19 protein-coding genes and 1 tRNA gene are annotated in these 24,789 nt (G+C 55.0%); 9 read left to right on the forward strand and 11 right to left on the reverse strand.

Going from position 1 to position 24,789, the window contains the following annotated elements:
* The first annotated feature begins 104 nt into the window (after window positions 1-104).
* On the forward strand, window positions 105-449 hold the full coding sequence (locus tag KJI95_RS06705; RefSeq protein ID WP_214506414.1) for a hypothetical protein: 345 nt from the start codon (window positions 105-107) through the stop codon (window positions 447-449).
* 118 nt (window positions 450-567) lie between these two features.
* Window positions 568-1,224 (forward strand): thiopurine S-methyltransferase, encoded by a 657-nt coding sequence (locus KJI95_RS06710; protein ID WP_214506415.1) that lies wholly within the window; start codon window positions 568-570, stop codon window positions 1,222-1,224.
* A gap of 189 nt (window positions 1,225-1,413) precedes the next feature.
* On the opposite strand, the gene KJI95_RS06715 is transcribed toward KJI95_RS06710, so the two are convergent.
* Entirely contained in the window at window positions 1,414-2,460 is a 1,047-nt protein-coding gene (locus tag KJI95_RS06715) for a porin (RefSeq protein ID WP_214506416.1), read from the reverse strand.
* Window positions 2,461-3,059: 599 nt separating this feature from the next.
* Here KJI95_RS06715 and tcdA point away from each other — a divergent pair.
* Window positions 3,060-3,893, forward strand: coding sequence for a tRNA cyclic N6-threonylcarbamoyladenosine(37) synthase TcdA (gene tcdA, locus KJI95_RS06720; protein ID WP_214506810.1), 834 nt, complete (start codon window positions 3,060-3,062; stop codon window positions 3,891-3,893).
* Here tcdA and KJI95_RS06725 read toward each other — a convergent pair.
* Window positions 3,884-5,524: a sensor histidine kinase gene (locus KJI95_RS06725; protein WP_214506417.1), complete on the reverse strand. Its 1,641-nt coding sequence runs from the start codon at window positions 5,522-5,524 to the stop codon at window positions 3,884-3,886. The genes tcdA and KJI95_RS06725 overlap by 10 nt on opposite strands.
* 169 nt (window positions 5,525-5,693) lie before the next feature.
* Between KJI95_RS06725 and KJI95_RS06730 the strand changes: the two genes are divergently transcribed.
* The gene (locus KJI95_RS06730; protein WP_214506418.1) at window positions 5,694-6,314 is read left to right on the forward strand and encodes a superinfection exclusion B family protein; all 621 of its coding nucleotides are present in this window, start codon (window positions 5,694-5,696) and stop codon (window positions 6,312-6,314) included.
* Between the two features lie 100 nt (window positions 6,315-6,414).
* On the opposite strand, the gene KJI95_RS06735 is transcribed toward KJI95_RS06730, so the two are convergent.
* Window positions 6,415-6,543: a DUF3149 domain-containing protein gene (locus KJI95_RS06735; RefSeq protein ID WP_214506419.1), complete on the reverse strand. Its 129-nt coding sequence runs from the start codon at window positions 6,541-6,543 to the stop codon at window positions 6,415-6,417.
* A gap of 325 nt (window positions 6,544-6,868) precedes the next feature.
* On the opposite strand from KJI95_RS06735, the gene KJI95_RS06740 reads away from it, so the two are divergent.
* Window positions 6,869-8,431, forward strand: coding sequence for a bacteriohemerythrin (locus KJI95_RS06740; RefSeq protein ID WP_214506420.1), 1,563 nt, complete (start codon window positions 6,869-6,871; stop codon window positions 8,429-8,431).
* Window positions 8,432-8,570: 139 nt separating this feature from the next.
* Window positions 8,571-8,657, forward strand: a tRNA-Leu gene (locus KJI95_RS06745).
* Between the two features lie 496 nt (window positions 8,658-9,153).
* On the opposite strand, the gene KJI95_RS06750 is transcribed toward KJI95_RS06745, so the two are convergent.
* From KJI95_RS06750 to KJI95_RS06770, 5 genes are read right to left on the reverse strand one after another with little or no spacing between them, the layout of a single operon-like run.
* Window positions 9,154-10,323 carry an AGE family epimerase/isomerase gene (locus tag KJI95_RS06750; protein ID WP_214506421.1) on the reverse strand — a complete coding sequence of 390 codons (1,170 nt, stop codon included), beginning with the start codon at window positions 10,321-10,323 and terminating at the stop codon, window positions 9,154-9,156.
* Between the two features lie 36 nt (window positions 10,324-10,359).
* Window positions 10,360-11,367: a carbohydrate kinase family protein gene (locus tag KJI95_RS06755; RefSeq protein WP_214506422.1), complete on the reverse strand. Its 1,008-nt coding sequence runs from the start codon at window positions 11,365-11,367 to the stop codon at window positions 10,360-10,362.
* The gene (locus KJI95_RS06760) at window positions 11,367-12,605 is read right to left on the reverse strand and encodes a sugar MFS transporter (protein ID WP_214506423.1); all 1,239 of its coding nucleotides are present in this window, start codon (window positions 12,603-12,605) and stop codon (window positions 11,367-11,369) included. Before KJI95_RS06760 ends, KJI95_RS06755 begins: the two co-directional genes overlap by 1 nt.
* A gap of 3 nt (window positions 12,606-12,608) precedes the next feature.
* The gene (locus tag KJI95_RS06765) at window positions 12,609-15,140 is read right to left on the reverse strand and encodes a GH92 family glycosyl hydrolase (RefSeq protein ID WP_214506424.1); all 2,532 of its coding nucleotides are present in this window, start codon (window positions 15,138-15,140) and stop codon (window positions 12,609-12,611) included.
* 45 nt (window positions 15,141-15,185) lie between these two features.
* Entirely contained in the window at window positions 15,186-17,540 is a 2,355-nt protein-coding gene (locus tag KJI95_RS06770) for a GH92 family glycosyl hydrolase (protein WP_214506425.1), read from the reverse strand.
* A 158-nt stretch (window positions 17,541-17,698) separates the two neighbouring features.
* Here KJI95_RS06770 and KJI95_RS06775 point away from each other — a divergent pair, with 158 nt between their 5' ends.
* Window positions 17,699-18,742, forward strand: a complete 1,044-nt coding sequence (locus tag KJI95_RS06775; protein ID WP_214506426.1) for a LacI family DNA-binding transcriptional regulator — start codon at window positions 17,699-17,701, stop codon at window positions 18,740-18,742.
* Between the two features lie 70 nt (window positions 18,743-18,812).
* Here KJI95_RS06775 and KJI95_RS06780 read toward each other — a convergent pair whose 3' ends face one another.
* The 3 genes from KJI95_RS06780 to KJI95_RS06790 all read right to left on the reverse strand — a co-directional run bounded on the left by KJI95_RS06780 (window position 18,813) and on the right by KJI95_RS06790 (window position 23,026).
* Window positions 18,813-19,913, reverse strand: coding sequence for a site-2 protease family protein (locus tag KJI95_RS06780; protein WP_214506427.1), 1,101 nt, complete (start codon window positions 19,911-19,913; stop codon window positions 18,813-18,815).
* Window positions 19,914-20,084: 171 nt separating this feature from the next.
* Window positions 20,085-21,755 (reverse strand): flagellar assembly protein A, encoded by a 1,671-nt coding sequence (locus KJI95_RS06785; RefSeq protein WP_214506428.1) that lies wholly within the window; start codon window positions 21,753-21,755, stop codon window positions 20,085-20,087.
* A 242-nt stretch (window positions 21,756-21,997) separates the two neighbouring features.
* Entirely contained in the window at window positions 21,998-23,026 is a 1,029-nt protein-coding gene (locus KJI95_RS06790; protein WP_214506429.1) for a methyltransferase, read from the reverse strand.
* Between the two features lie 204 nt (window positions 23,027-23,230).
* Between KJI95_RS06790 and KJI95_RS06795 the strand changes: the two genes are divergently transcribed.
* Together KJI95_RS06795 and KJI95_RS06800 are read left to right on the forward strand one after the other, a co-directional pair.
* Window positions 23,231-23,593 (forward strand): type 2 periplasmic-binding domain-containing protein, encoded by a 363-nt coding sequence (locus KJI95_RS06795; RefSeq protein WP_250885690.1) that lies wholly within the window; start codon window positions 23,231-23,233, stop codon window positions 23,591-23,593.
* Window positions 23,590-24,786: a hypothetical protein gene (locus tag KJI95_RS06800; RefSeq protein WP_214506431.1), complete on the forward strand. Its 1,197-nt coding sequence runs from the start codon at window positions 23,590-23,592 to the stop codon at window positions 24,784-24,786. Before KJI95_RS06795 ends, KJI95_RS06800 begins: the two co-directional genes overlap by 4 nt.
* Window positions 24,787-24,789 lie beyond the last annotated feature (3 nt).

The following is a 24,789-nucleotide window of genomic DNA, read 5'->3' on the forward strand; positions in this document are numbered from 1 at the left end:
TTTTTGATGCACATCAAGCTGTGGTCATCCGGCAAAAGCTAAGGTGTTTTTATCGGACAATACTTGGTTTGAAAGGCTGGTTAAGGCCTGACAAGGAGGGCGAAATGACTGCCCAGAACAGAGAAAAACTGATTGAGTTATTTGAATTTGCGCGCAAACGCATTATTCAGTCGATGGAACTGCGCCACTGCCCGCACGCGGGTTTTTACAACAGCGTCGATGAGCGCTGCCTGTATTGCCATCAGGGGATGGAGTGCATCTGGATGAATCACAACGACGAGCTGGTGGCGCTGGAGCAAAAGTCCGACGAAGACTTAAAGCAGCAGCTGCTGATAGCGGTGGATTTTGTTGATTCCAATCTGTCGCCGTATCACCTCACCAGACGCAAGTGCCAGTGCGAAAACTGCCAGTGGCTGAAGCAGGTCAACGAAGTGCTTGGAAATTCCTGAGCATCTGGGTTGATGCTATTGGCTTGGATTGCCGCTGCAATTGATTGTCGCTGCTATTGATTGTCGCTGATAGGGATTACCGCTAGAGTAGGGCGAATTTTCTTCTCTGGGGGCAGGTATGGAACCGGGTTTCTGGCACGATAAGTGGCAATCACAGCAGATTGGATTTCATCAGGCGGATATCAATCCGTTTCTGGTAAGGCACTGGGACGCACTTGGGCTTGCGCCTGATGCACGGGTGTTTGTGCCGCTGTGCGGTAAGTCCCGCGATATGGAGTTTATTGCGGCCAAGGGCCACGGCGTGCTGGGCTCTGAGTTGTCTGCGCTGGCGGTGGAGCAATTTTTTGACGAAGCCGGCGTTACGCCGAAGGTCTCCACTCAGGGCGAGCATCGCCATTATGCCGCCGAAGGCATCGAACTGGTGCAGGGCGATTTTTTCACTATCGACCCTGAGCTTGTTGGCAGCTGCAAAGGCTTTTACGACCGGGCGGCGCTGATTGCCTGGCCTGCTGAAATGCGCATCGACTACGCCAATAAACTCGCCGCGCTTATCCCAAGCGGCAGCAGGGGGCTGCTGGTGACCCTCGATTATCCTCAGGAAGCCTTAAGCGGCCCGCCCTTTGCGGTGTCGGCAGATTGGGTGCAGACCCACCTTGGCCGCCATTTTGAGGTAACGGCGCTCGAGTCTTTGGATGTGCTTGCTGATAACCCGCGCTTTGTGAAAAAGGCCGTGCCCTGGCTCACTGAAGCGGCATTTTTGCTGGTACGCAAATAATCACCTATTTAAATTCAGCCGCTTATCAGGCATTCAAGCTGCTAGCAGTAATTCAAGCTAACGGTGATTCAAGCTAGTGCTGACTAAAACTATCAGCGATTCAATTGCAGCGTTTCAATTTATCTGGGATTCAGACAGTAAAAAGGCGACCATGAGGTCGCCTTTTTTTACTGCACGTTTCAGGGTAGATTAGAAGTCGTAACGGATACCTACGGTGAATACGTTATCGTCTTCCAGATCAACCTTGTTACCGGCGATTACGTGGTCGCCTTCATACATGGCGTAGTGACCGAACAGCAGAGTTGACTTGGAGATGCGGTAGTCAGCACCCAGGATCAGGTTCTGTACGTTGATATCGTCGCCGCGAACGGCTGCGATGTTTTTGTAGTAGATACCAGTGCCTGAGTCATCAACGATGTACTCGGCCTTCAGGTTTACACCGTTAAGGTTGTAAGCCACGTTCACCAGATAGGTGTTACCGTCAACCAGGTTACCCTCGGTGCTTTCGGTTTTCTGATACAGACCACCTACTTTGAACTCGCCGAACTTGAACTGAGCCACGGCGCGGTAGGCGTCGAGGTAGCCCAGCTTCTTGTCTTTGTCGGCGGCTACATAGCTACCGGCAACATAGTAGTTGTGCTTCTTCAGGCCTTTGTCACCGGCAGTTACGCTCAGGCCGTACTGGCTTTCGTCACCGCCCTGATTGTCTTCCATCAGGTAGTGAGCGTTGAAGGTCAACACATCGGCGATTTCTGGAGAGTGGTACCACAGACCATCGGCGCTACGGGTTTGGGCAGCCAGCATGCGGTCGATGTCGGCGTTGGTGTTGCCGAACAGGTCAATACCGCCTTCGGCTTGCTTGAATACTGTGTCGTTACGACCTACCAGGAAGGTACCGGCGTTGGTCTTGATACCCAGGTAAGAGTTACGTGGCTTGAAGGTGTCACCGCTGTTAGAGGTGTTTTCGACCTGGAATTCCAGTTGATAAACCACGTCGAAACCGGCGGCGATGTTTTCACTGCCTTTTACGCCCACGTTGGAGAAGTTGTTTTCGAAATAGGTGCCGCTTTCGCCGACGGTCGCACCGCTGGTGCCGCCCTGAACGGTTGAGCTTGCGTCAGTGTTGGTTACTGCCAGATCGATGCGGCCATAAAACTGTGGACCTTCGGCCAGCGCGCCAAAAGATGCCAGAGCCACCACCGATGCAACAGATGCAGAGATAAGGGTCTTCTTCATGTTTACATGCTCCCTAGAACCGAGGTTCTGTTCCATTATTATATAATTAAATGTTTTTCCTCTATTTTTGCTACAGATTCGCTTCCTGTAACAAAACTCCGGACAATTCTTGCAGGTTTGCCGGGGAAAGGTTGTGGTGCGGATCAAAGTTTTGCGTCCCGTATGAAGTCTTTACGACATTAATGTGACAGGTTTGACCGGCCTCCCGCCTTCTCGCCTTTACCGCCCAAGAGCAGGCTCAGTGCGGCTAACGTTAAGATATTGCTCGAAATCTCAGTGATAACTTTAGCAGCCCATCATATAGCTGCAATAAAACTGACAAATTTAGGTCATAAAAGCCGCGCCGAATCACAGATTTCACGAAAAATCAGTAACAAGACTGTCATCTAAGCCCGGCTATTAACTGCGTGCGCGCCTTATTCGTCCGTACCTTTTGCTGTGCGGTTAAAGTGGCTGCCCGCGCCCGATTGGTCTTGGCTTTCGATAGCGGCGGGATTAGGCTAAAATGCGGCGTTTTCACGACCCGGGAGCCATAAGTGCAGCAACCAGAGCAGCAAGCAGCGCAGCCATCAGAGCAGACCGCTATAGAGCAGACCGCTATAGAGCAGACCGCTTCAGAGCAAAAAGCCGCGCCGCAACTTTCAGACGCTTATCTCAATCGCTTTGGTGGCATAGGCCGGCTATACGGCCAGCAGGCGCTGCTGCGTTTTTCGCAGGCCCATGTGCTGGTGGTGGGAATTGGCGGTGTTGGCACCTGGGTGGCCGAGTCGCTGGCACGCAGTGGTATTGGCCAGATTAGCCTGATGGATTTGGACGATATTTGCGTGACCAACAGTAATCGTCAGCTCCACGCCTTAAGCTCCACTATAGGTCAGTCCAAGGTGGCGGTGATGGCCGGGCGGATCCGCGACATCAACCCCGAGTGCCTGGTCAATGAGCTCGAAGACTTCCTCACCCCCGATAACCTTGCTGAGTATTTGGGGAAAGATTGCGGCATTGATTACGTGGTGGACTGCATCGATGCGGTTAAACCCAAGGCGGCGCTGATTGCCTGGTGCAAACGCAATAAAATCCGCATTGTGACCGTGGGTGGCGCCGGCGGGCAGATGGACCCGGCCAAAATTCAGGTCACGGATTTGTCCCGCACAGTGCAGGACCCTCTGCTTGCCAAGGTGCGTAATATCCTGCGCCGTGAGTACAATTTCTCCCGTAACCTTGAGCGAAAGTTTGCCATTGATGCGGTGTTTTCCACCGAGGCATTGACCTACCCCGGCGCCGATGGCGAAGTATGCGCGACCAAACCCAGCGAGGGTGGCAGTATGCGCATGGATTGTTCGAGCGGATTTGGCGCCGTGACCGTGGTCACCGGCACCTTTGGCTTTATGGCGGTGAGCCGGGTGCTGGCCAAGCTGCGCCAACTGGCTCAAATGTGATATTGAGCATGGCTTGGTTTGCTGTAGAGGATTTCATCGTCCGCTACGCTGGTGGGAATACAAACCACAAAACAGGCCCCGCCAAGTGCCGATTTACCCTCATAGCGGACGCTGCCTTTCAGCAGCGTTGCCGCATTGAAGGCGGCTGACAATCCAAGCCCTGTGCCCCCTTTGGCGCGACTGGTGGTAAAAAACGGCTCAAACATGTGCTCGGCCACATCGTCGCTTATCCCTTTGCCATCATCCTCAAGCCGCACCGTCAGCACCTGTTCGTCCAGATGCACTTCAATGCGAAAATGATTGTCCCGCTCCGGGGCAAAGGCGTGGGCATAAATATTGGAAATCAGATTGCCCAATATTTGATTGAGCAGATTGAAGTTGCTTTCGATACACAGGCGTTCGTCCACTATCAGCTCCATCTGTGCCGACATAGGCGCATAGATTATCTGGGTTGCGTCATAGATATCCCGGCACATCTGGCCAATCAGTATGGGTTCGTGGGCATCGTGGCTTTGCTCGGCGGCGATGGTTTTAAACTTCTGGATAAGATTACTGGCGCGGTTGATGTTGCTGATGATGAGCTCGCAGCTTTGCTGGTACTCCTCAAGGATGCCGTTGATTTCATCCAAAGTGGCATCTTCGCTGTGGATTAGCTTGATAAGCTCATTGACGTGGGCAAGCTGGGCACTGGCCGCCGTGAGGCAAATGCCAATGGGGGTGTTGATTTCGTGGGCCACACCGGACACAAGCCCACCCAGCGCCGCCATTTTTTCCTGTTCGACCAGGGCCTCCTGGGCCCGTTTCAGAATAATCAGCGACTGCTCAAGCTCCATAGTCCGCTCTTTCACCTGCTTGGCAAGTTCGTCCTTGTAGGAGCGTTCAAGCTCCAGCAGCCGTTCGCGGTCTTCGAGGGCGTGCTGCAAATCGGCTTTGGATTTTTTCAGCGCGCCAAAGGAGCGGTGCAGCTGCTCCTGCATTTCATTGATGGCAATCGCCACCTGATCAAACTCGTTTTGGGAGCCGCGCTTTTGAAAATGTAGCGGCACATAGTCTTTATCGACATCAATATGTTGGCAGTACGACGCCAGGGTATTGAGATGGCGGGTGATATTTATCCACACCAGAATGAGGATCATCCCCGCAACCAGAAAGGTCTTGATGGCGTTTGACAGCAAAATCAATATCGCCTTGTCGTACAGCCTGTCGTACACCTCGTTAAGATCAGCCTGTATGGTCAGCTTACCCACCGAAATATTCTCAGTGCCTGAGTTGTAGGTCAGGGAAAACACTTTTTCGATGGTGTTTTTCTCAACCGGCTTACCACGGCTCCAGTGCTGGCCGCTGTCATCATCGATGGATATATAGGTGATGTCGGGCAGCTGAATAAGCCCTTCAAGCTGGGTATTGATAAGCCGCTCATCTATCACCCAGATGCTGGCCGCGAGCACATCCAGGCTGACTTTTTCGATATTGGAAAAGGCCCGGTCGATACGATGCAGATCGCCGTTATAGTCGTTGAAAAGTTGATAGCAGGTGGTGATCAGCGTAATGAGCGAGCTGAACAGCACGATGGAGAGCATCAATTTGCGGCCGATTTTGCTGCTTACCGCCTGGCGCGAAAAACCCAGCATTGGTTTGTGTCTGTCCTGAGCGATTGCGGAATATGTATAAGCATAGTGTGCGCTGCAAAAAATCACCTGTTTTCTGTGGCATGGGTGTAATTTTGTCGGCAGTGGCAGGCTGGCATTTTATTTGCTTGATAGCGGCGTAAGTTCAATTTTTTGACGGACGGGGTCTGCCATGTACAAGCCAAATTGGGGAGCTCTTAAACGTATTTCTGCCCGCGACTGGGCATTCAAGGTGATGCTGTGGCTGTTTATCGTGACGGCGGCACTCAAGTTTGCGCCGGCAGACTGGCTGGCGTTTTTACGCCTTGATCAGTGGGCGGCAAACCATTCGGCGGCGATAGGGTTGGGGCTAATCCTGGCGGTGGCCTTTTTTGTGATGCAGCTGGCTAACTTTCTGCTGGATGAGGCAATTGGGCATCTTGGTGCCAAGCGTAAGCGCGAGATTATTGAACATAAGGTACAGCTGCTTGACCCAGCCGAGCGTGCGCTGCTTCGGGAGTTTTTTCTGCAGGGCAAAACCATTCTGACTCTGCCAATGGACGAGCTGGCAGTGAAAAGCCTTGAGAACACCAATATCCTTGAGTGCCTTGGCAACGTAAAACACTACGCCATCCATGGCTCGACTGCAGATTACAAAATCAGCATGCTCGCGCGCATCTACCTGAATCGCAACGTGCTGCGCCTGCCAAACGGCGAGCTGAGCCCGGAAGAAATGCAAAACCTTATCAAGGCAAGGCCCGGCTTTGTCAGCAATGTGCTGTCGCAGCGCAAACCACCGCAGCGCGCGGCCTGAGCATAACGCCGGCTAAAAATCCAAGACAAAAAAAGGGGGGCCATTTGGCCCCCTAATTCACTCTTGAAACATGCACAGTTAAGAACATTGAAAGCAAAAACTAAGGCTTCGCAGACTTCACATAAAACATCCACATCAGATAGGAGATAATCCCCAGCGTGGTGAAGATCACTATCATCGACAATAACCCGATAGGGTTACCAAACATTAAATCCAACCAGAATGCCACGATTGAAATCCTCTTTCCTGTGAAGTCTGAGCTAAAGGTAGCCCGACTCCGCGGGTGATTAACTGATCTTGATCAATAAAGCCGTGTGTTGATTACACCCCTGATAAACAAGTGTTAAAAATTTGATGTGCATCAAGTTTTGCTTAATTTTGGAAGTCTGAACCATACTTTGACGTGGAGCGTCGGTGTGCATTAAATAAGAATACCTCTTTATGGGTATTTTTTGGCGTGAGTTCTGTTGATGCAGGTATTGCGATGTAGGCATTTGCGATGCAGATATTAATGGTGAAGCTATTTCAGGACATGGATATTCAAGGGGTTTTGCATGAGTTCGGTACTGGAACATAAAGCAGTATACGGTGTGGCAGGGTTGCTTGGTGCAGCCGTGCTGCTGAGTTTGGTTTTACACGCCCAATGGCTTGAAAGCGCACTGTTACTGCTTTCGATGGCGCTGACCTTTGCCGCCCTGCGCCAGCATCAGGCAAGCATTCGGCAGCTTGAGCGGGATGCAGGCCTGCTTGGGGATGGCGACCTGGCGCACCGCGTGGCGGTGGAGCGCTGTGGCCAGCTTGCTCAAACCGCCCGTGGCCTTAGCCGCATGTCCGAAGACGTGGGCCGTACCGTCGCAGCGTTAATGGACACCAGTGAGTCGATGCATCTGGTGGCGGCCGAGCTTAAAACTGTCAGCGATTTGACGGCCAAAGGGGTGGCTTCGCAGGAGGAGCGCACCGAAAATGCTGCCCAGTCAATGGCGCAGCTGGTGCACACAGTCCACGATATTTCCGCCAATGCTGCGCGGGTCGCCAGCGCGGTGGATGAAGCCAAGAGCCGTGCCACCCAGGGCGGGGAGGTGGTGGCTGAGGCCGTTAGCCGCATCAACGCCATGACCGAGCAAATCAGCCGCAGCGAAGAGGTTATTGAGCGCCTCGCCGCGGATGCCGCCAGTATTGGCAGTATTATCGACACCATTTCCCAGGTGGCCGAGCAAACCAACCTGCTGGCACTCAATGCCGCCATCGAAAGTGCCCGCGCCGGCGAGCATGGTCGCGGCTTTGCCGTGGTTGCCGATGAAGTGCGAAACCTGGCCAAGCGAACCTCCGAGGCCACGGTTGAAATTCAGCAACAAATTCAGGCGCTGCAGGCCGGCAGCCGTGAAAGCGTGTCTGTGATGAAGGCGTCCGTAACCTTGGCCGAGGAGACCCGCGAGCTGGTGTCAGGTGTCAGCGAGGCGCTTGATGTGATAGTGACTCAGGTGGCGGAGGTGACCCAGATGAGCCATCAGATTGCTGAAGCCTCCGGCCATCAGCAGCAGGTCGCCGAGCAAATCAATGACTCTATCGCCTCTATATCCCAGCAGGCGGCCGATAATGCCCACAACACCAACCGCAACAATCTTGCCAGCCTGAAACTGTTCAATATGTCTCAGGAAATCGGTTCGTTGCTGCACCGATTTAACATCGACAGGCGCCAGCTTAAAGAGGCGAAGGAATTTGTCAGCTGGAGCAGTTCGCTCGATGTTGGTATGTCTGAAATCAATCGCCAGCATCAGCGGCTTATCTCGCTGATTAACGAGCTGCACCGCGCCATGGAAGGTCAATACGGGCTCGACGTTATCAAGCGGATTGTACAGGGGTTGGTGGATTACACCGCCAATCACTTCAGCTACGAAGAGGAGCTGTTTGCCCGCTTTGGCTATCCCCACAGTAAAGAGCACAAAGATGAGCATGCTCGGCTGGTGACTCAGGTGCTTGATTTTCAAAAGCGAGTTGCCCGCGGTGAAGATGTTTCCGATGAACTGATGAGCTTCCTCAAGGCCTGGCTTATCGATCATATTCAGGGCAGTGACCGTGGCTACAGCCAGTTTTTACTGCAAAAAGGCGCCGACTAGCAGCCGGCGGCTGATTTTTAAGCGAACGACGACTTATGTACCTGAAACCCCGTCAAAGGGCTTGCCAAGTGATTGGGCGCAGGTATAATCCATGCCCAGAGTTAGCAAGCCAAACGGCCTGCCAGCCTCAAAATTTGATGCCAGAGTGGTGAAATTGGTAGACACAGGGGATTCAAAATCCCCCGCCCTTAAAAGCGTGTCGGTTCGAGTCCGACCTCTGGTACCAACTCAAAAGTCAGCGAAAGCTGGCTTTTTTGCTTTGTGGGGTTTGGAAACGCAAACCAACACGCCGCGTGTCGGCTGGAAGGCCAGCCCCGTCGGTCCGACCTCTGGTACCAACTCAAAAGTCAGCCTAGTGCTGGCTTTTTTGTTTTTTGGTGTTTGGAAACGCAAACCAACACGCCGCGTGTTGGCTGGAAAGTCGGCCCCACTGTCTACTGCACCGTCGGTTTGCTATAGCTCCCACCTCTGGAACCAACTCAAAGTCAGCCTAGCGCTGGCTTATTTGTTTTTGGGGTTTGGAAACCCTAACAACACACCGCCTCTTGGTTTTGTTGCTGCGTTTCGAATTCGGCCCGCTATTTACTTTGCCTTACCGAATAACCGCATAAAAAAACCGCCCCTCAGATGATGAAAGGGGCGGCGAAAAGTGAAGCGGGAGGTGCACCGCTTCAACTTGGGCTCGGTGTGGGCGCTGTTGTTGCGCTCTTTATAAAACGGGCTTAAGCCAAATCCCGCAGGCTGTCGAAGCAGGCTCCGAGGGTGTGGTAGTCACACTTGGCACCGGCGGCGCTTTTTTCGTTGGAGTATTTGCGGTTATCGCGATAAAGCACCCTAAACCAGGCGCCGTATTCATGGTCGACAAAATGCTGCCACGAGTAGGCCCACAGGGCGTTGTAGGCATCGAGGTACTTTTGCTCGCCGGTTTGCTGATACAGCATGGCGGCTGCGGCAAAGCTCTCTGCCTGCACCCAGAAGTACTTGTCATCGTCGCACCATTTGCCATCCGGGCCGAAGCCATACACCATGCCGCCGTGCTCTTTATCCCAGCTCTTGTCAAAGGCGGTGTCGAACAGGGTCTTGGCGCGGCTTATCAGCCATGACTGATGGCTGTGGCGGGCAAGCGACAGCAGCAGCTTGGCCCACTCGGTCTGGTGGCCGCCCTGGAAGCCCCAGGGGCGGTAGAGGTTCTTGGGATCGTCCTTGTTGTAGTCCCAGTCAATGGCAAAGTCGGGGGTGAAGTGTTCCCAGATGATGCCGCCGGTCAGCGCCGCCTGGCGGTTGGCAATCTTGTCGGCAATTTCCATGGCGCGGTCGAGGAAGCGGCCTTCGCCACTGGCTTCAAAGGCCGCAATCATGGCTTCACACAGGTGCATATTGGCGTTCTGGCCGCGATAGTCAGACAGCACGCCATCGGCACTGATTTCATCGGCGTAAAGGCCATATTCCGGCTGCCAGAAGCGCTGCTCGAGCAGATTGTAAATCCACAGCAGCTTGTTGTTGTCTTTCAGGATCCCGGCTCTGCGACAGGCAGCAAAAGCCAGCAGCACAAAGGCGTAGCCATAGGCCTGCTGGGTCATGTCGTCGCTCTGATGGTTTTTCAGTGTCCAGGCAAAGCGCTCACCCGCCTGCAGATGCACGTTCAGCAGGTAGTTAAGGCCGTGGCGGGCCTGGTTTAAGTAATCAGGTTTATTCAGCACCTCGGCGGCGCGGGCGTAGTTGACAATGATGCGACAGCTGCTTACCAGCTGACGAAAGCCGGGCTCAAACAGGCTGCCGTCGTCATAATAGTTATGGAAATAGCCGCCGCTGGCATCAATTACCCGTGGGTCGTAAAAATCCAGAATACTCTGGGAGTGGGACAGTAAAAAATCACGGCTGTAAAAATTCATAAGTGTTCCTGGGTTCAGGCGAAAATAGAAAGCTTTTTAAAACGCAATGTCATTAAACGCCTTGGCGGCAAACTGCACGCCAAGCTGCGCGCTGAAGTCTTCGGCCTCGGCAAGCACCGGCAGAGCCGGGAAGGCGCCGGGGCGACTCACCGCGAGGGCGCCGCAGGCAATGGCGAAAATAAGTGCCTGTTTAAGCAAGGCTTCGTCGGCGAGTAAGGATTCAAGCCCACTTTTGGCTATCCGGTACAGCAGGCCGCCAATAAAGCCATCGCCGCCGGCAGTGGTATCGACCACTTTGACTCTGGGTGGCTGCAGCGTAAGACTGCGCCTGCCGGTATAGGCTGTTACCGGATTGCCGCCGTCGGTGACCATCACCAGCTGGCAGCCAAGATTCAGTAGCATGTCGATAAACTGCGCCGTGCCTGCACCTGCCAGATACTCAAGTTCTTCTTTGGCAAACTTGAGCACCTGCGCCTTACTTACCAGACACATCACAGTCTCTTTGCAGGCCTTGCCCTGTGGCCAGAGGTTGTGGCGCAGATTGACATCCACACACACAGTGACGTTTGCCTCGAGTGCCCGGTCGGCGATTTCGAGCGTGGCCTCGGCGCTTTGGGGCGTGGTCAGGGTGTTGCTGCACAGATGCAAAATGGCGGTGTTTTCAAACCAGCTGTTATCCACAGCGGCGGCATCAAACAGGGTGTCGGCGCCGCCATCGCGGTAAAAGCTGAAGCTGCGATCGCCTGTGTCATCCAGATGCACAAAGGCAAGCGAGGTGGGGGCGGTTTCGTGGCGACCAAGCAGGCTGATGTCTACGCCGTAACGCACAAGCGCCTCCGCGAGAAAATCGCCGAATTTGTCGTTTCCAACCAGTCCGGCAAAGCGGGCGTCACCGCCAAGCTTGGCGACTGCCACCGCCGCATTGGCGGGGGCGCCGCCCGGATACTGCCTGAAGGATGGCAGCTTCAGGCCGTCATCCTCCGCATTGCCGGTACTTAAAAAATCAATCAGGGCTTCACCGAAGCACAGCACCCGGTTACTCATTACGCATTCTCTCCGGTTGCCTGTTTACGGGCGTAAAAGGCATACCAACAAATATAAAGATAACAGAAGGTTGGCACGACAAAGCTGAGCTGGATGCCGATGCTGTCGGCGGTTACGCCTTGAATTATCGGCAATATCGCGCCGCCGACTATGGCCTGGCACAGCAGGCCGGAGCCGCGGCTGGTGAGCTCACCAAGGCCTTCAATCGCCAGGGTAAAAATAGTCGGGAACATGATGGAGTTGAAAAAGCCTATCGCCAATACGGCCACAATCGCGAGCTCGCCGCTGGAAATGATAGTGAGCATCAGCAGCAGATTGGCAAACACCGCATTGGCCGCGAGCACAGTAGCCGGATTAAAACGGCGGGTGAGGGCTGCGCCGGCAAAGCGGCCAAGCATAGCGCCGCCCCAATACCAGGCCACCAGTTTTGCGGCGCTCTTTTCATCCATTCCACCAATGCTTGGCTCGGCAAAGTAGTTCACCAAAAAGCTGCCGATAGACACCTCTGCGCCCACATAAAGGAAAATTGCCAGCGCGCCCAAAAGCAGGCGCTTATGGGACAACAGCGAGCCTGAATGCTGCCTGTCCACGCCCATGGCGGTTTGCTTTACCTTGCCGCCAATGAGCACAAAACCCAGCGCAATCAGCCCAATCACGGCAGCGAGCAGCAGATACGGCAGCTGCACCGCTTCGTGGGTACCGGCGGCAGCGCCGAAAATAAGCAGCCCGCCAAACAGGGGCCCAAGCGTATGCCCGAGGGAGTTCAGCGCCTGGGCCAGATTCAGGCGGCTGGCAGCGGTGCGCTCTGGGCCGAGGCGGGCCACAAACGGATTGGCGGAAACCTGCAAAATGGTGATGCCCGAGGCCAGCACAAACAGCGCCAGCAAAAACAGCTCGTACTCTTCAAGGCTCGATGCCGGGTAAAACAGCAGGCAGCCCGTGGCCATGGTGCAAAGACCCACGATAATGCCGCGAAGGTAGCCGATGCGGGATATCAGCGAGCCTGCCAGCGGCGATACCAAAAAGTAAGCGCCAAAAAAGCAGAACTGCACCAGCATTGCCTGGGTGTAACTGAGCTCGAATATGCCTTTCAGGTGCGGGATCAGGATATCGTTCAGCGCCGTGATAAAGCCCCAGATGAAAAACAAACTGGTCATGGCACCAAACAGCAGCTGCTGATTGCTCTGGGCCGCGACTGGCTCGCCCGCGGCGGTCTGGGTAGAAGTGACTATGGCCATGGCTTAGTTCCCTGTCAGCGAAAATGAAGGTGGGCGGTCGGCCATTGCCTGACCAAAGGCCGGGTTGGGCTTATCGCTCAGTTTGAATTCGAGACTGGTGCTTTGCTCTACATAATCAGCTGGAATAAAGCTTTTCAGGCTCGGTTTGCCATTAAGCACTATCCCATCGATATAGAGGTTGTCGTTGCTGGCACCCGGGGCGCGGATGCTGAGCTTGCCTATTTCGGCGGCTTCAAACACAGGTGCGGCCAGCACCAGTTCGGCGCGGCCCGGCAGCATGGGGTAAAGCCCGAGCGCCGAGAACACATACCAGGACGACATCTGTCCCAAATCATCCTGCCCTGGAATGCCCTTGGGCGTTGGCAGCCACAGGGTGTTCAGGGTCTCGCGCACTACTTTTTGGGTTTTGTGGGCGGCACCTGTGTGCAGGTACATCCAGGGGCTGTTGATGGATGGCTGGTTACTCACGTCGGCAAAAAAGGCATCGTCGCGGAACAGCACATAGCTGCCGTCTGGCTTGATAAAGTGGCCATCGAGCCTTGCTTCCATGGCGGCGTCGCCGCCAAGCAGCGCCGACATACCTGCGCCATCAAAGGGCAGCATCCACAGGTATTGGGCTGGGCTTCCCTCAACAAACAGATGCGGACTCGCCGGGTCGAAATCGGTCTTCCAGCTGCCGTCTTTGTTGCGGCCCTGAATGTAGCCAAGCTCGGCGGTAGCCTTGGGGTTGTAGAGGTTTTTCCAGTAACCGGCGCGCTTAAGCAGCTCGTCACTCTGGCCTTGCTGGCCAAGGCGTGATGCCAGCTGCGACAGGGCGAAGTCGGCGCTCACCTGCTCCAGAGTTTCACTGGCGCCTTCCCAGCTGTTGGATTGGTCTGAGATGTAATTGATTGACAACCACTGATCCAGCGACGGCCGCTGACCACGGCAGAACACCGGGCAGCCAATGTTGCCAAGGTCAAACTGCGTCGGCTCGGTGGCGGCCTTGTACAGCGACTCGTAGGCCTCTTTCACCGCAAAATCATCGGCGCCGAAGGCGACAAAGTTGGCGATGGCGATGGTGGACGGGTCGCCTGACATCACCGAGGTCGCGCCCGAGTTGTGGGTCCATCTGTCCCACACGCCGCCGTATTGATTGGCCTGATTGAGCATCGACTGGGCCATGTCGGAGGCCACTTTGGGCTCCATCAGGCTTATCAGCTGCAGCTGCGAGCGGTACACATCCCAGAGGGAATAGTTGGCGTACTGCGCGGCCTGACCCGCGCTCAGCTTATGCACCTTGCCATCGAAGCCGGTGTACTCGCCATTAACGTCACTGAAAAGATTGGGGTGGTGCAGCGCATGGTAAAGCGCGGTGTAAAAGGTGGTGAGCCTGTCCTTGTCGGCCTCCGGGTTGGCGGCAACCTTGACCTTGGCAAGGGTCTCGTTCCAGCGGGCATTGGCTGCAGTTTCTACTGCACTGAAGTCTTTGTGGGCCTGCTCGGCAATCAGGTTTTGGCGGGCGTTGGCCTCGCTCACGTAAGAGATCCCCACCCGCATGGTGACTTTTTGCTGCGCAGCAGTATCGAGTTCAAGCCACAGACCAGAGCCCTTGCCAAGCTCGGGCACGCCCTTGGGGCCGTAGCCGGTGCCGCCTTCGCTGTAGCTGGCACCCGGCAGCATTTTATCATCCTGCCAGCCGCCGCTGGAGGTCACGGGCACGTCCAGTTTGGCCACAAAGTGCAGGGTGTAATAGCTGTAGCGGTTGGCTTCGCCTAAATAGCCGCAGAAGTTGCCGCTGGTGACTGAGCCTGTGATTTCGCCGGTTTCGGGATTAAAGCGGGTGCTGGCTTGTTCGCTGCCAAGCTGATTGTAAGCGGTGCGGAACAGAAGCTTGGCATCGGCATCTTTAGGGAAATCAAACTCGGCGATGCCGCTGCGCTCAGTGGCGGTTAAATTCACACCAACGCCGTTATCCAAGGTAAGGCGGTAGCTGCCGGGGCGCACGCTTTCATTGGCGTGGCTGTAACCCACGCTGTAGTAAGCGTCCATCAAATCTGTATCGGGTGAGTGCTTGATGGGCTCAAGGAATGGCAGCACAGGCACTTCGCCCGAGGCTCCAAGGCAGCCGGTGCCGGACAGGCGGGTGAAGCTGAATCCCTTAACCCGGGTGGCGTCGTAGTTGTAACCGCCGGGGGAGACGGGAATGCGCACTTTCTCTTCCAGTACGCGCTTTTTTAAGCCTTCGCTTTCGTTAAGCAGCGTCTCAGTGTAGGCGTGCTCCGGGCCAAAATTGAACATACCAAAGGGCAGTGAGGCGCCCACGGCCACGTTGGCCGCCTGGCGATGGTTGAATACGCCCTGGCTGCCAATCAGCGGATTAACAAAATCCACCGGCTGGCTAATCCAGCTCGGGCTTTTTGCCGCTTTGTTGGCGACGCTGTTGTCAGCCTGGCTGCGATTTGTGTCTGCGTCGCTGCTGCCACAGCCACTGAGCGACAATCCGCTCAGTGCTGCGATAACGGCAATGCCGATAAGGGTACGAGGTGTGTGCATTGTCTGTCCTTGTCTGTCCTTTTCCGCTTTTGACGGTGGACGTTTTTAGTTTTTGTAAGGGCTCATGGCCTTGGGGCGCGCATCAATCGCCTTGCCCCAGGCTTTGTTGGGTGTTGCTGCCATCTCAAACACCAGCTCGCCACCGGCCATGATGTCGTTATGGTGCAGGTAGCTTTGGCTTAGCGGCTTGCCGTTGAGGCTCACGCCGGCAACGTAGAAGTTGTCCTTTGAAAGCCCCTTGGCGATAACCTTAAAACGCTTGCCGTTACTGAGCTTGAGTGTCACTTCCGGCAGTTGCGGCGCACCTATCACATAGGTCATATCGCCCGGAGTCACCGGGTAAAAACCCATGGCGGAGAACAGATACCAGGCCGACATCTGACCCACATCGTCGTTGCCGGCGAGGCCCGATGGGGTGTCGTTGGAGAGGGTATCCATGATCTGACGAATACGTGCCTGGGTCATCCAGGGGGCGCCTGCGTGGTTGTAAAGGTAAGCAATATGGTGACTCGGTTCATTGCCGTGGGCGTACTGGCCAATCAGGCCGGCAATGTCTTCATGCTCCTTGATTTTGTCGGCATGGAGCGGGCGGGTGAAAAGCTCATCCAAACGCTCGATAAAGGCAGCATCGCCACCCTTGATGTCGATAAGGCCTGCCACATCGTGGGGGACGTAGAAGCTGTACTGGAAGCTGTTGCCCTCGGTGAAGGGGCCCATGTACTTGGCTTCTTCCACATCAAAGTCTTTATCCCAGTTGCCTTTGCTGTCGCGGCCACGGGCAAATTTGGTTTCTGGATCAAACACATTGCGCCAGTTTTGCGCTCGCTTATCGAAGGCTTTGGCAATATCTGCCTCGCCCATGCTTTCGGCCATGCGGGCGATGGCAAAGTCATCGTAAGCGTATTCCAAGGTGATAGACACAGACTCCGGCAGCACATCCATGGGCACGTAGCCGTATTTCAGGTACTCAGGAATGGCATCGTAATTGGGGTGGTTGGCGGTGGCCGTCATGGCATCCAGCGCCCGCTTGCCATCGAAGCCGCGAATGCCTTTTTGCCAGGCGTCGCTTATCACCGACACCGCATGGTAGCCAATCATGGTCCAGGTCTCGTGGCCGTGGAACGACCAGATCGGCAGTATGCGGTCATAGCTTTGGTCGTAATGGGCCAGCATGGAGTTAATCATGTCGGGTACGCGCTCGGGGGATACCAGTGTCAGCAGCGGATGCAGTGCGCGGTAGGTGTCCCAGAGCGAGAACAGGGTGTAGTGGGTAAAGTCGGCCTTATGGATTTCACCATCAACGCCCAGGTACTCGCCATTAACGTCCTGATACAGGCTTGGCGCCTGCAGCGCATGATAAAGCGCGGTGTAGAACTGGCGTTTTTGCGACTTGTCGCCCTTGGCCTCCATGCGTTCAAGCTCGGTTTGCCAGGCGGCTTTGGCATCACTGCGCACCTTATCAAAGTCCCAATGGGGCAGTTCACTGTTTAAGTTTTCCAGCGCATTACTTTTATCAACGGCCGATACGCCTACCTTGATCAAAAGCGGCGCCTGATGGGGATTATCGAAGCGGGCCAGCACCTTAACTGCCTTGCCTGCGGTGAAAGGAATGCGGCTGTTGACTATGGTGGAGTGCTTGCCATTTTTGTTATCGAGACAACCCATGCAGCGGTAGCGGGCGTTGTCTTCGTTTATCAGCTCAATATCGTCGAAGGGGCGGGAGAATTTAATGGCGAAATACATGGGGCGTTCATGCGCCCAGCCGTTTGAGCGGCGTGAGGCGATAAGGGTGCTGTTATCGACTACCCGCACATCGCTCCAGATAACTTTATTGGCGAAGTTGTAGATGCCGTGGGTCAAATCAATCAGCACATGGCCCTGATCGGTTTCGGGAAAGCTGTACCTGTGCATGCCGGTGCGGGCTGTGGTGGTAAGCTCAGCATCGATTTGATAATCGGTGAGTTTTACTCTGTAGTAGCCGGGGGAGGCTTCTTCGTCGTCGTGGCTGAAACGGGAGCGGTAGCCGCTGTCAGGGTCGGCGGCCGTGCCAGGCTCAGTTTTGGGCGTGCCGGTCATTGGCATGATGAGCAGATCGCCCAGATCCGAGTGGCCGGTGCCGCTGAAATGGGTATGGGAGAAGCCGACTATGGTGCTGTCGTCATAATGGTAACCGGCGCAGCGCTTGTAGATTTCGCTTTGAGGCGAGACGCCGCGCATCGGGTTATCGGTATCCGGGCTTAGCTGCACCATACCAAAGGGCACCACGGCGCCGGGAAAGGTATGGCCATCGCCACCTGTGCCAATAAAAGGGTCGACCCACTGGGTCAAATCTTCAGCATAAAGTGGACTGCTTGTTAGCATGACTCCGGCCAGCAGCGACCATTTTGTTAACATTCCCATCCGCAGGGCTCCCTGATGTTTTCTTTTTATGGCAATGGGTTAGTAATAATATGTTGTTTTGGAACGTTCCAATTTGTGTTAATATAAGTTTTGGCTGGTTATAATTCAATCCTTTTTAACTCTCTGGTGACTCTTCAGACCAGAACCGGGATGCGGAAATGCGCGCTAAAGCTGCGAAAAAGAACGTGACTGTCATCGATGTGGCCAATGCGGCCGGGGTGTCGAAATCGACAGTGTCTCTGGTACTACAGGGCAGCGACAAGGTTAACCCCGCCACCCGTGACAAGGTGCAGGCGGCCATGGCCGAGCTTGGCTACGTGTATAACCGCGAGGCAGCATCGCTTCGGGGCAAGCGCTCCAATCTGGTGGCGATTGTCATCAACGATCTGACCAACCCCTATTCGGCGCAGTTGGCGGTGGGGCTTGAGGCCAATATCCGCCGCATGGGGCTGTTTTCGATGCTGGTTAATTCAGGCGAAGACAAGAACACCCAAACCGAGCTGGTGCAGAGCCTTAAAGAATACAATGTCGCCGCCTTTGTGATTTGCCCCGCGCCAGGAACGGACGCTAACTGGGTTAACGAGCTTGCTGGCAGTGTGCCGGTTATCCATATCATGCGGGAAGTGGCGGGCGCGATTGTGCCAACTGTGCTGCCCGATAACCAGGGTGGCACCCTGGCCGCTACCCGGCACCTGATAGCCCAGGGTTATCGGCGGATCGGATTTTTCGGCGGTAACCAGAGCATCTCTGACTACGGTGAACGCCTTAAGGGCTTTCATATGGCGCTTGCTGAAGCATCCCTCGAAGCCGCCGGAATTTGGGAGACCGCTGAGACTAACCGCCACGGCGGACGGCTTGCCATGGCGGCGCTGTTAAATGATGCGGCGTTATTACATCCAAACCATGTGCCCGAGGCGCTGGTGTGCTTTACCGATATCGTGGCGTATGGCGCCATCGAGCAGCTGCGTCAGCATGGGCTGGTGCCTGGGCGGGATATGGCGATTGTCGGCTTTGACGATCTGGAAGACTCAAGCCTGATGACGCCGGCGCTGTCTTCCATCGCGATTGACGCCGATGCGGTCGGCGCCAGCGTGTGCGCCGTGCTCGATGCCATCCGCAAGGGGAAGGAGTTGCCAACCCTTGGCAGGCTTGAGGTGGCGCTCAAGGCGCGGGGCTCAAGCCCGGCGAAACAGGCTGTCTGACGCAAAACGCACAGGTAAAAAGTCGATAAAAAACAGGGCGCCATCGGCGCCCTGATTATTTACTGCTGGCTTAGCTTTTAAGGATTTGCAGCGGTAAGCCAAGCAAATCGTCACCCATGCCGGCGAAATACCAGATGATGGCGATAAAGGCGCCCAGGGTCAGCAGGTACCAGATCCCGGAGAAAATCTGCCCGTAACGGTCAAGGGGAATAAGGTGGCTGTGATGGCGACTGCGCCACTCAAACAGAATTTCGGCGCTGCCAATGAGCAGCAAAAAGCCCAGCAGTGCCAGCCCGAGGCTGTAGCTGAGCCAGATACCGAAGCCCGCGCCGAGGATACAGATAAAGAGCCCGGTTTTGCTGTTCATCGAGAAGCTGATGCTTTTAATCACATGGCCGCCGTCGAGCGGTAAAATCGGCAGCAGATTGAACAGGTTCAGCAGCGAGTTAAAGGCCGCAAGTCCGGCAAAGATGGGGTTTTGGGTTACCCACCAACCGACCAGACAGGCGAGCGACATAAACAGGCCAAATGTCGGCCCCATGATGGAAATCACCACATCCTGCCAGCGGGTGTTGATTTTGTCTTCCGACAGCGCCAGGCCGCCCATAAAGGGAATGAGGTAAAAGCCCTTGGTCTTCATGCCGAAATACTTCATCGCCCGCACGTGGCCGTATTCGTGCACCACCAGGCAGGCGATAAGCGCGAGCGCAAATTGGAACGAAAACAGCCAGCTGTAAGCCGCCAGACTCGCACCGGCCAGCACGGCCTTGATGATTTTGGCGCTTTTAAGCAGTTTAAAGCCTAAAGACGCCAGCCCCACCAGGCTCAGGCGCTGGGTGTTTTGTCTTGGCAGCTCCGGCTCCTGGCGCTCCATGTCTTTTTCGGTGCGGCGGCCTTCGGCTTCGACTTTATCTTCAACCAGCAGGCGGTAGTCGAGTTTAAAGGGCTGCCAAATCACGTCAGTTTCAAGTCGGACCGCGATTTTTTGCGGCGCGGCATCGGTGTCAGTGTGGGCCTGCAGATAAAATTCGTGCACTTTCAGGCCTTCGTTTTCAACCCCGGCCGCTTTTTGTGATACCAGCTGGTTGTCCCAGAAGAGTTGTTGCCATCCGGCAAGTGAGCCTTCGAGCCTTAGCGTTTTACCAAGACACTGAACCCTGAGCAGTTCCAAATTGCACCTCTGAATCGTGTGGAATGTCGGCGTGTATGCGCCAGCGCCCGAGCATAATAGCGAGAAACAGAAAGAGTTTCAGCACCCTGCGGGTGAAATTGCTGTGACAAAAAGGCCCGCGATTGGCGGGCCTTGGCGAATGGCGTGTTTTGGTGATTGGCGCGTGACCGATTAGGGCTTGGCGTTGTAATCGAAACTGATTTCCTGCCCCTGATTACTGACGGTGCAGGTGCCATGCTCCCGCTGGGTGCGCTGGAACGCCGGGCCTATGTGCAGCTCTACGTTCACAAAGATGTGTTTGAGCACTTCGATGCGGTAGTTGTCGTAGTAAGCGTCCACTTCCTGTTTGACCGTGTCGTGCTGCAGCTCCTCGCGGGTACGCTCGGTGCTCATGCGCTGCTTTTCATCCATCATCATTCGCACCTGTTCGAGCATCACAGGGTCGTCCTGCCACTCGCTTTTGGGCGGCAGTTTGCGGATGCGGGCATCGATATCAAGGCAGGCGACTACCATGCCTTTAACGCTTTCATCGAGTGCCTTCAGATCGGCTTTCAGATCGTTCAGTTCCATCGCGCAAAACACTTCGGTCTTGGTGCCGGCTGTCGCGCCAATCACCACAGCGCGCACGCCCTTGGCGGCGTGGGCCTGGCCCCCCACCAAATCGCCGCGGCGGCCATTGTTATCGCTGACAATCAACTTGCCTCGGGTGCTGGTATGACTGTGGAGCAACTGCTTGGTAACCTGAATATCGCCATCGGCATCGAGGTTGGAATACTGCACAAACTGGGCTGCTATCTGCCCTTTGGCCTTGAGGCTAGTGGAGTATTTGCCTTCACCAAGCTGGCGGCCAATGACCCCTTTGCTGACGATGATATCGCCGTCGGCCTCAATCTGGGCTGAGTCGACAAAGCCCATTACCGTGACATCGCCGCTGGAGCGTACCTGCATGCCTTCGTGCACATCGCCTGTGATAAGCACCGAGCCTTTGAAATTCACATGGCCGTATTTCACGTCCACTTCTTTGATTTGCAGCACATCATCGACCTGCATGCCGGTGCGGGTCTCAACCGGCTGACCGGCCACGGTGGCGATGAGTTTATTGGGATCTTTGGGGGAAATGGCGGTGCCTTCGCCGGCAACCAGTGCCACATCTTTACCCGGCTTGGGCTGCAGCACTTCGCCTTTGACGGTATAACCTGCGCTGCCTTCAGTGGCGGGAATTTTTATCATCAGGGTATCGTTGGGTTTGACCGTGATGACCGAGCCCAGGTTTCGCATATCGACTGTGCCGTCTTCCCGCTCCTGGGGTTGCAGCAGGCGTTCACGGGCGAGGGCGACTTTACGCTCCAGCACCGCATTGTTGCCATTGACGGCGGGTTTGCCAAAGGCGATGGGCTGTTTACTGCTGCTGCCAGGGCTCATCAGCGGGATTTGCTTAAGCAGTTGCTCGATACGCGCCTTGCTCAGCCCCATAGACACGCCGCTGGCTTTGAGCGCTATCAGTACATCGGGCAGGGACATTTCTTTGCCGCCAAAGGCGGCGGTGATTTCCATCTCAGCCTGCATCCGGTCGGGGCTGATGATGATTTCTACCTTGCCATCGCGTTTTTCGGCAATCGCAAAAAACTGCTCGAACTTGCCGTCGTCCTGACCACAAAGTTTGTTGATGGTGATAACGGCTTTTTGAATGACAGGATCGAGGGGACACATATTGGCGAAGCCCGGCAGGGCCAGGAGATGCCGTAAATCGTTTTCGGTCACGGGGCCGTGGTTTGCGGGGATGAGCCGCAATTCGGCTTTGGTGCCGTCTGAGCTCAGCTCGAGCAGTTCAGGAGCCAACATAGTCATTACCTGTTTATCTGTAGTTATTTTTCTTCGGTTTGCCCTTTTAAGGCCTAAAACCTTTGTATTGCTAAGGAGTTAGGCCAAGGTTATCCCTTGGAGTATAACAAGATAAACTTTGCGCAAAAAAGGGTGTGATGGCGAATTTGTGCACTGGTTTTCAGTTTAGTTATTTTTATTAAAACTGGCCAGAAATCACCCTGTAGCGGAAAATGTGGTTTGTAGTGATTTTGTTGGTTTTGTTACCTGTTTTGGTTTGAATATACCTTGTATTTGTTGTTTTCGGCGCTGATGTTCACTTTGCCAAAAACCGCCGCCACTGTGTCGGAATAGGGCAGATGGCGATTGGCGACTATATGCCATTGGCCACCGGATTTGAGGCGCGTCTTGCTGTCGGCCACAAAGCGGGTGGCGATGTCGGTGGTGCTCGACAGGCCATCGTGAAACGGCGGGTTGGAAATAATGGCATCGAAACTGCCTTCAACCTGCGCCAGACCATCGGAGGCAAACACCTTGGCGTCCATCCCATTGGCCTTAAGCGATAACTGGCACGACAGCAGCGCCATGGCGTTGATGTCGACACATTCCAGCTCAAGCGCTGGATTGGCCTTTTTCAGTGCAATCGCAATGACACCGGCACCGCAGCCAAAATCGAGCACGCGGCCGCTGAGGCTTGGCAGATTGTCGAGCAGCAGTGCCGTACCTTCATCAAGCTTCTTATCGGAAAATACCCCGACCATGTTGCAAATAGTCACCTCACCCGTGGGCAGCGCCAGGGTGTAGCGGCTGACAAAGTCCTCAATCCGGGGTTTGGTTGCGGCGCCGATAAGTTCAGCACTGTACAGCAGGCAGTGGCGGGCGTTGTCGAGTTTCACCGGTTTGGAGAAATCAGTTCCAAGCAGCTTATCGACCGATTTAATCCCACCTTTGTTTTCGCCGCACACCAAAAGCTGGCCTTGAGGCGCGAGATGCCAGGCTGCGAGCGCAAACAAATAAGGTGCCAAAGCTTTCGCCTTGGGGAAAAACACCACTACCACATCAAACTTGTCATCCCCCGGCAGCGCATGACCAAAACTCAGTTGCAGCCTGGCATCTTCATGACGGCGCTGCTGCTGGTAATGATTGAAATCAAGCGCCAGCGCCGTGACCGATTTGCAGCTCGGCAGCAGGTCGTGGCACAGGGTGTCGGCTTCAACATTGAGCAGAAGCAGGCGTTGATTTTCGATGAGCCCGGCGTTTCTTAGGATGAGTTGCGATGGATTGGTCAGCAAAGCAGCGTCTGGGGTGATGAATTTGCAGCAATTATACCCCAGGCGCCGCGTGGCCATCAGCCAATTTTACTGTGCAGGCTCGGAATTCCTTGCCTAAGCTAGTAGCAGACAGGGCTTTTTATGCTCATCGGGCGGTAAACCTTCATGCTCTCTCTGTAACGGAGAACGTTAATGCGCCGTGCAACGACATGGATGTGGTTAATAATGGCAAGCTGCAGCGCAGAGGCGGCCATTATTTCCTTCGATTCTGTCGATACAGAAGCCCTGAGCGTGCCTGAACTTCGGCTGATTTTCTCGAGACAAAAATTGTTCTGGCCCGATGGCACGCCGATAAGGGTATTTGTACTGCCTCCGGACTCGGCGTTTCACAAGCGCTTTTGCACCGAGACCCTGGAGCTGCTGCCTTATGTGTTGCAACGTAACTGGGACAGGCAGGTTTCGTCCGGCACCGCCGATCGCCCACAAATCGTCAGCACTATCGCCGAAATGGAAGTTAAGGTCAGGGAAACACCCGGCGCTATCGGGTATCTGCCCGATGAGGTGGCCGCGAGGGACGAATTCAAATGAAGAAAGTCGTTTATCTCCTTTTCTGTCAACTCCTTATATGTGCCGAAACCTCGGCGGGTGAGGTACAGCTCAACGCCTATCTGAGCCAGGGCGCAGTGATGGTAGAAGGCAGTGAGTTTTTCACCGGCGACGATGACAGCAGCCTTAAGCTGTCGGAGGCGACGCTGACCGCATCGTGGCGCGCACTGGATGCGCTGCGATTTGCCGGGGCGCTCGGTGTACGCCAGCGCGGTAATCTTACCGAAGAGCATATACAGGCGGATTATCTCTTTGCTGAGCTTATGTTTCCCGTCGCTGAAGGCGCCATCGGCGTGCGGCTTGGGCGGGTAAAAAATGAAGTTGGTTTTTACTCCAGTACCCGCGATGTACCCTTTTCAAGGCCGGGCATATTTCTGCCCCAATCCATTTACGCCGACTATTACCGAGATGCGCAGCTGCACATTAATGGCGGCGATGTGGTTGGCAGACATTTTGTGCTGGACGGTCAGCTTGAGTGGCATTTAAGTGGCGGCCAGCTGCATGTGACCGAAGATCTGACGCAAAACTCCCTTGGGACCACGGCAGCCGGGCAATTTGACTCGGACTATTTTTATGCGTTTGACCTCGATTTTCGCACCGATAACTTAAGGCTCGGTGCCAGCCTGTATCAATCCCGGCTGGGGTACAACCCCAAAAGCGCGGTGATGCCCGAGCTTGCCATGGGTATATCAGTCGATACACCGCAAAACCTCCCCGGGAACATTGAGCTGTTCAATTATGTGCTGTCGGCGCAGTACCGCTGGCAACAGTTTGAGCTGACGGCTGAGTATCTTCGCGGTGTACGAACCCTGAGCGGAATGATGGCTAAGGACTGGGAGATTGAAGAGCCTAACCGCGGCTTTTATATCGATAGCCGCTGGTTGGTAAACGACGCTCTGGATCTGTTTGTGCGCTATGACGACGCGGTGGATAACCTAAGCGATCCCGGAGGTGACGGGCTCGCAGTCATAGGTAACCCGGATTACTTTGGCTACAGCCGGGATTGGAGCACCGGCTTACAATGGCGCATCACCCCCAACTGGCTGCTGAGCGCCGAATATCATCACATTGAGGGAGCGTCCTGGGTGCCGCCCATACTGACCAAAGATCCCCTGACGCAGGATAAGTACTGGACGCTGGTTGCCATTCAGCTTGCCTATAGGATGCAATGGTGATCC

This window comes from Shewanella jiangmenensis (assembly GCF_018596335.1).
GTDB lineage: Bacteria > Pseudomonadota > Gammaproteobacteria > Enterobacterales > Shewanellaceae > Shewanella > Shewanella jiangmenensis.

What these genes read in the sequence shown, in the direction of transcription:
- KJI95_RS06705 (WP_214506414.1), top strand. Translation starts at nt 105, where the DNA reads ATGACTGCCCAGAACAGAGAAAAACTGATTGAGTTATTTGAATTTGCG.
- KJI95_RS06710 (WP_214506415.1), top strand. Translation starts at nt 568, where the DNA reads ATGGAACCGGGTTTCTGGCACGATAAGTGGCAATCACAGCAGATTGGA.
- KJI95_RS06715 (WP_214506416.1), bottom strand. Translation starts at nt 2,460, where the DNA reads ATGAAGAAGACCCTTATCTCTGCATCTGTTGCATCGGTGGTGGCTCTG.
- KJI95_RS06725 (WP_214506417.1), bottom strand. Translation starts at nt 5,524, where the DNA reads ATGCTGGGTTTTTCGCGCCAGGCGGTAAGCAGCAAAATCGGCCGCAAA.
- KJI95_RS06730 (WP_214506418.1), top strand. Translation starts at nt 5,694, where the DNA reads ATGTACAAGCCAAATTGGGGAGCTCTTAAACGTATTTCTGCCCGCGAC.
- KJI95_RS06740 (WP_214506420.1), top strand. Translation starts at nt 6,869, where the DNA reads ATGAGTTCGGTACTGGAACATAAAGCAGTATACGGTGTGGCAGGGTTG.
- KJI95_RS06750 (WP_214506421.1), bottom strand. Translation starts at nt 10,323, where the DNA reads ATGAATTTTTACAGCCGTGATTTTTTACTGTCCCACTCCCAGAGTATT.
- KJI95_RS06755 (WP_214506422.1), bottom strand. Translation starts at nt 11,367, where the DNA reads ATGAGTAACCGGGTGCTGTGCTTCGGTGAAGCCCTGATTGATTTTTTA.
- KJI95_RS06760 (WP_214506423.1), bottom strand. Translation starts at nt 12,605, where the DNA reads ATGGCCATAGTCACTTCTACCCAGACCGCCGCGGGCGAGCCAGTCGCG.
- KJI95_RS06765 (WP_214506424.1), bottom strand. Translation starts at nt 15,140, where the DNA reads ATGCACACACCTCGTACCCTTATCGGCATTGCCGTTATCGCAGCACTG.
- KJI95_RS06770 (WP_214506425.1), bottom strand. Translation starts at nt 17,540, where the DNA reads ATGGGAATGTTAACAAAATGGTCGCTGCTGGCCGGAGTCATGCTAACA.
- KJI95_RS06775 (WP_214506426.1), top strand. Translation starts at nt 17,699, where the DNA reads ATGCGCGCTAAAGCTGCGAAAAAGAACGTGACTGTCATCGATGTGGCC.
- KJI95_RS06785 (WP_214506428.1), bottom strand. Translation starts at nt 21,755, where the DNA reads ATGTTGGCTCCTGAACTGCTCGAGCTGAGCTCAGACGGCACCAAAGCC.
- KJI95_RS06795 (WP_250885690.1), top strand. Translation starts at nt 23,231, where the DNA reads ATGGCAAGCTGCAGCGCAGAGGCGGCCATTATTTCCTTCGATTCTGTC.
- KJI95_RS06800 (WP_214506431.1), top strand. Translation starts at nt 23,590, where the DNA reads ATGAAGAAAGTCGTTTATCTCCTTTTCTGTCAACTCCTTATATGTGCC.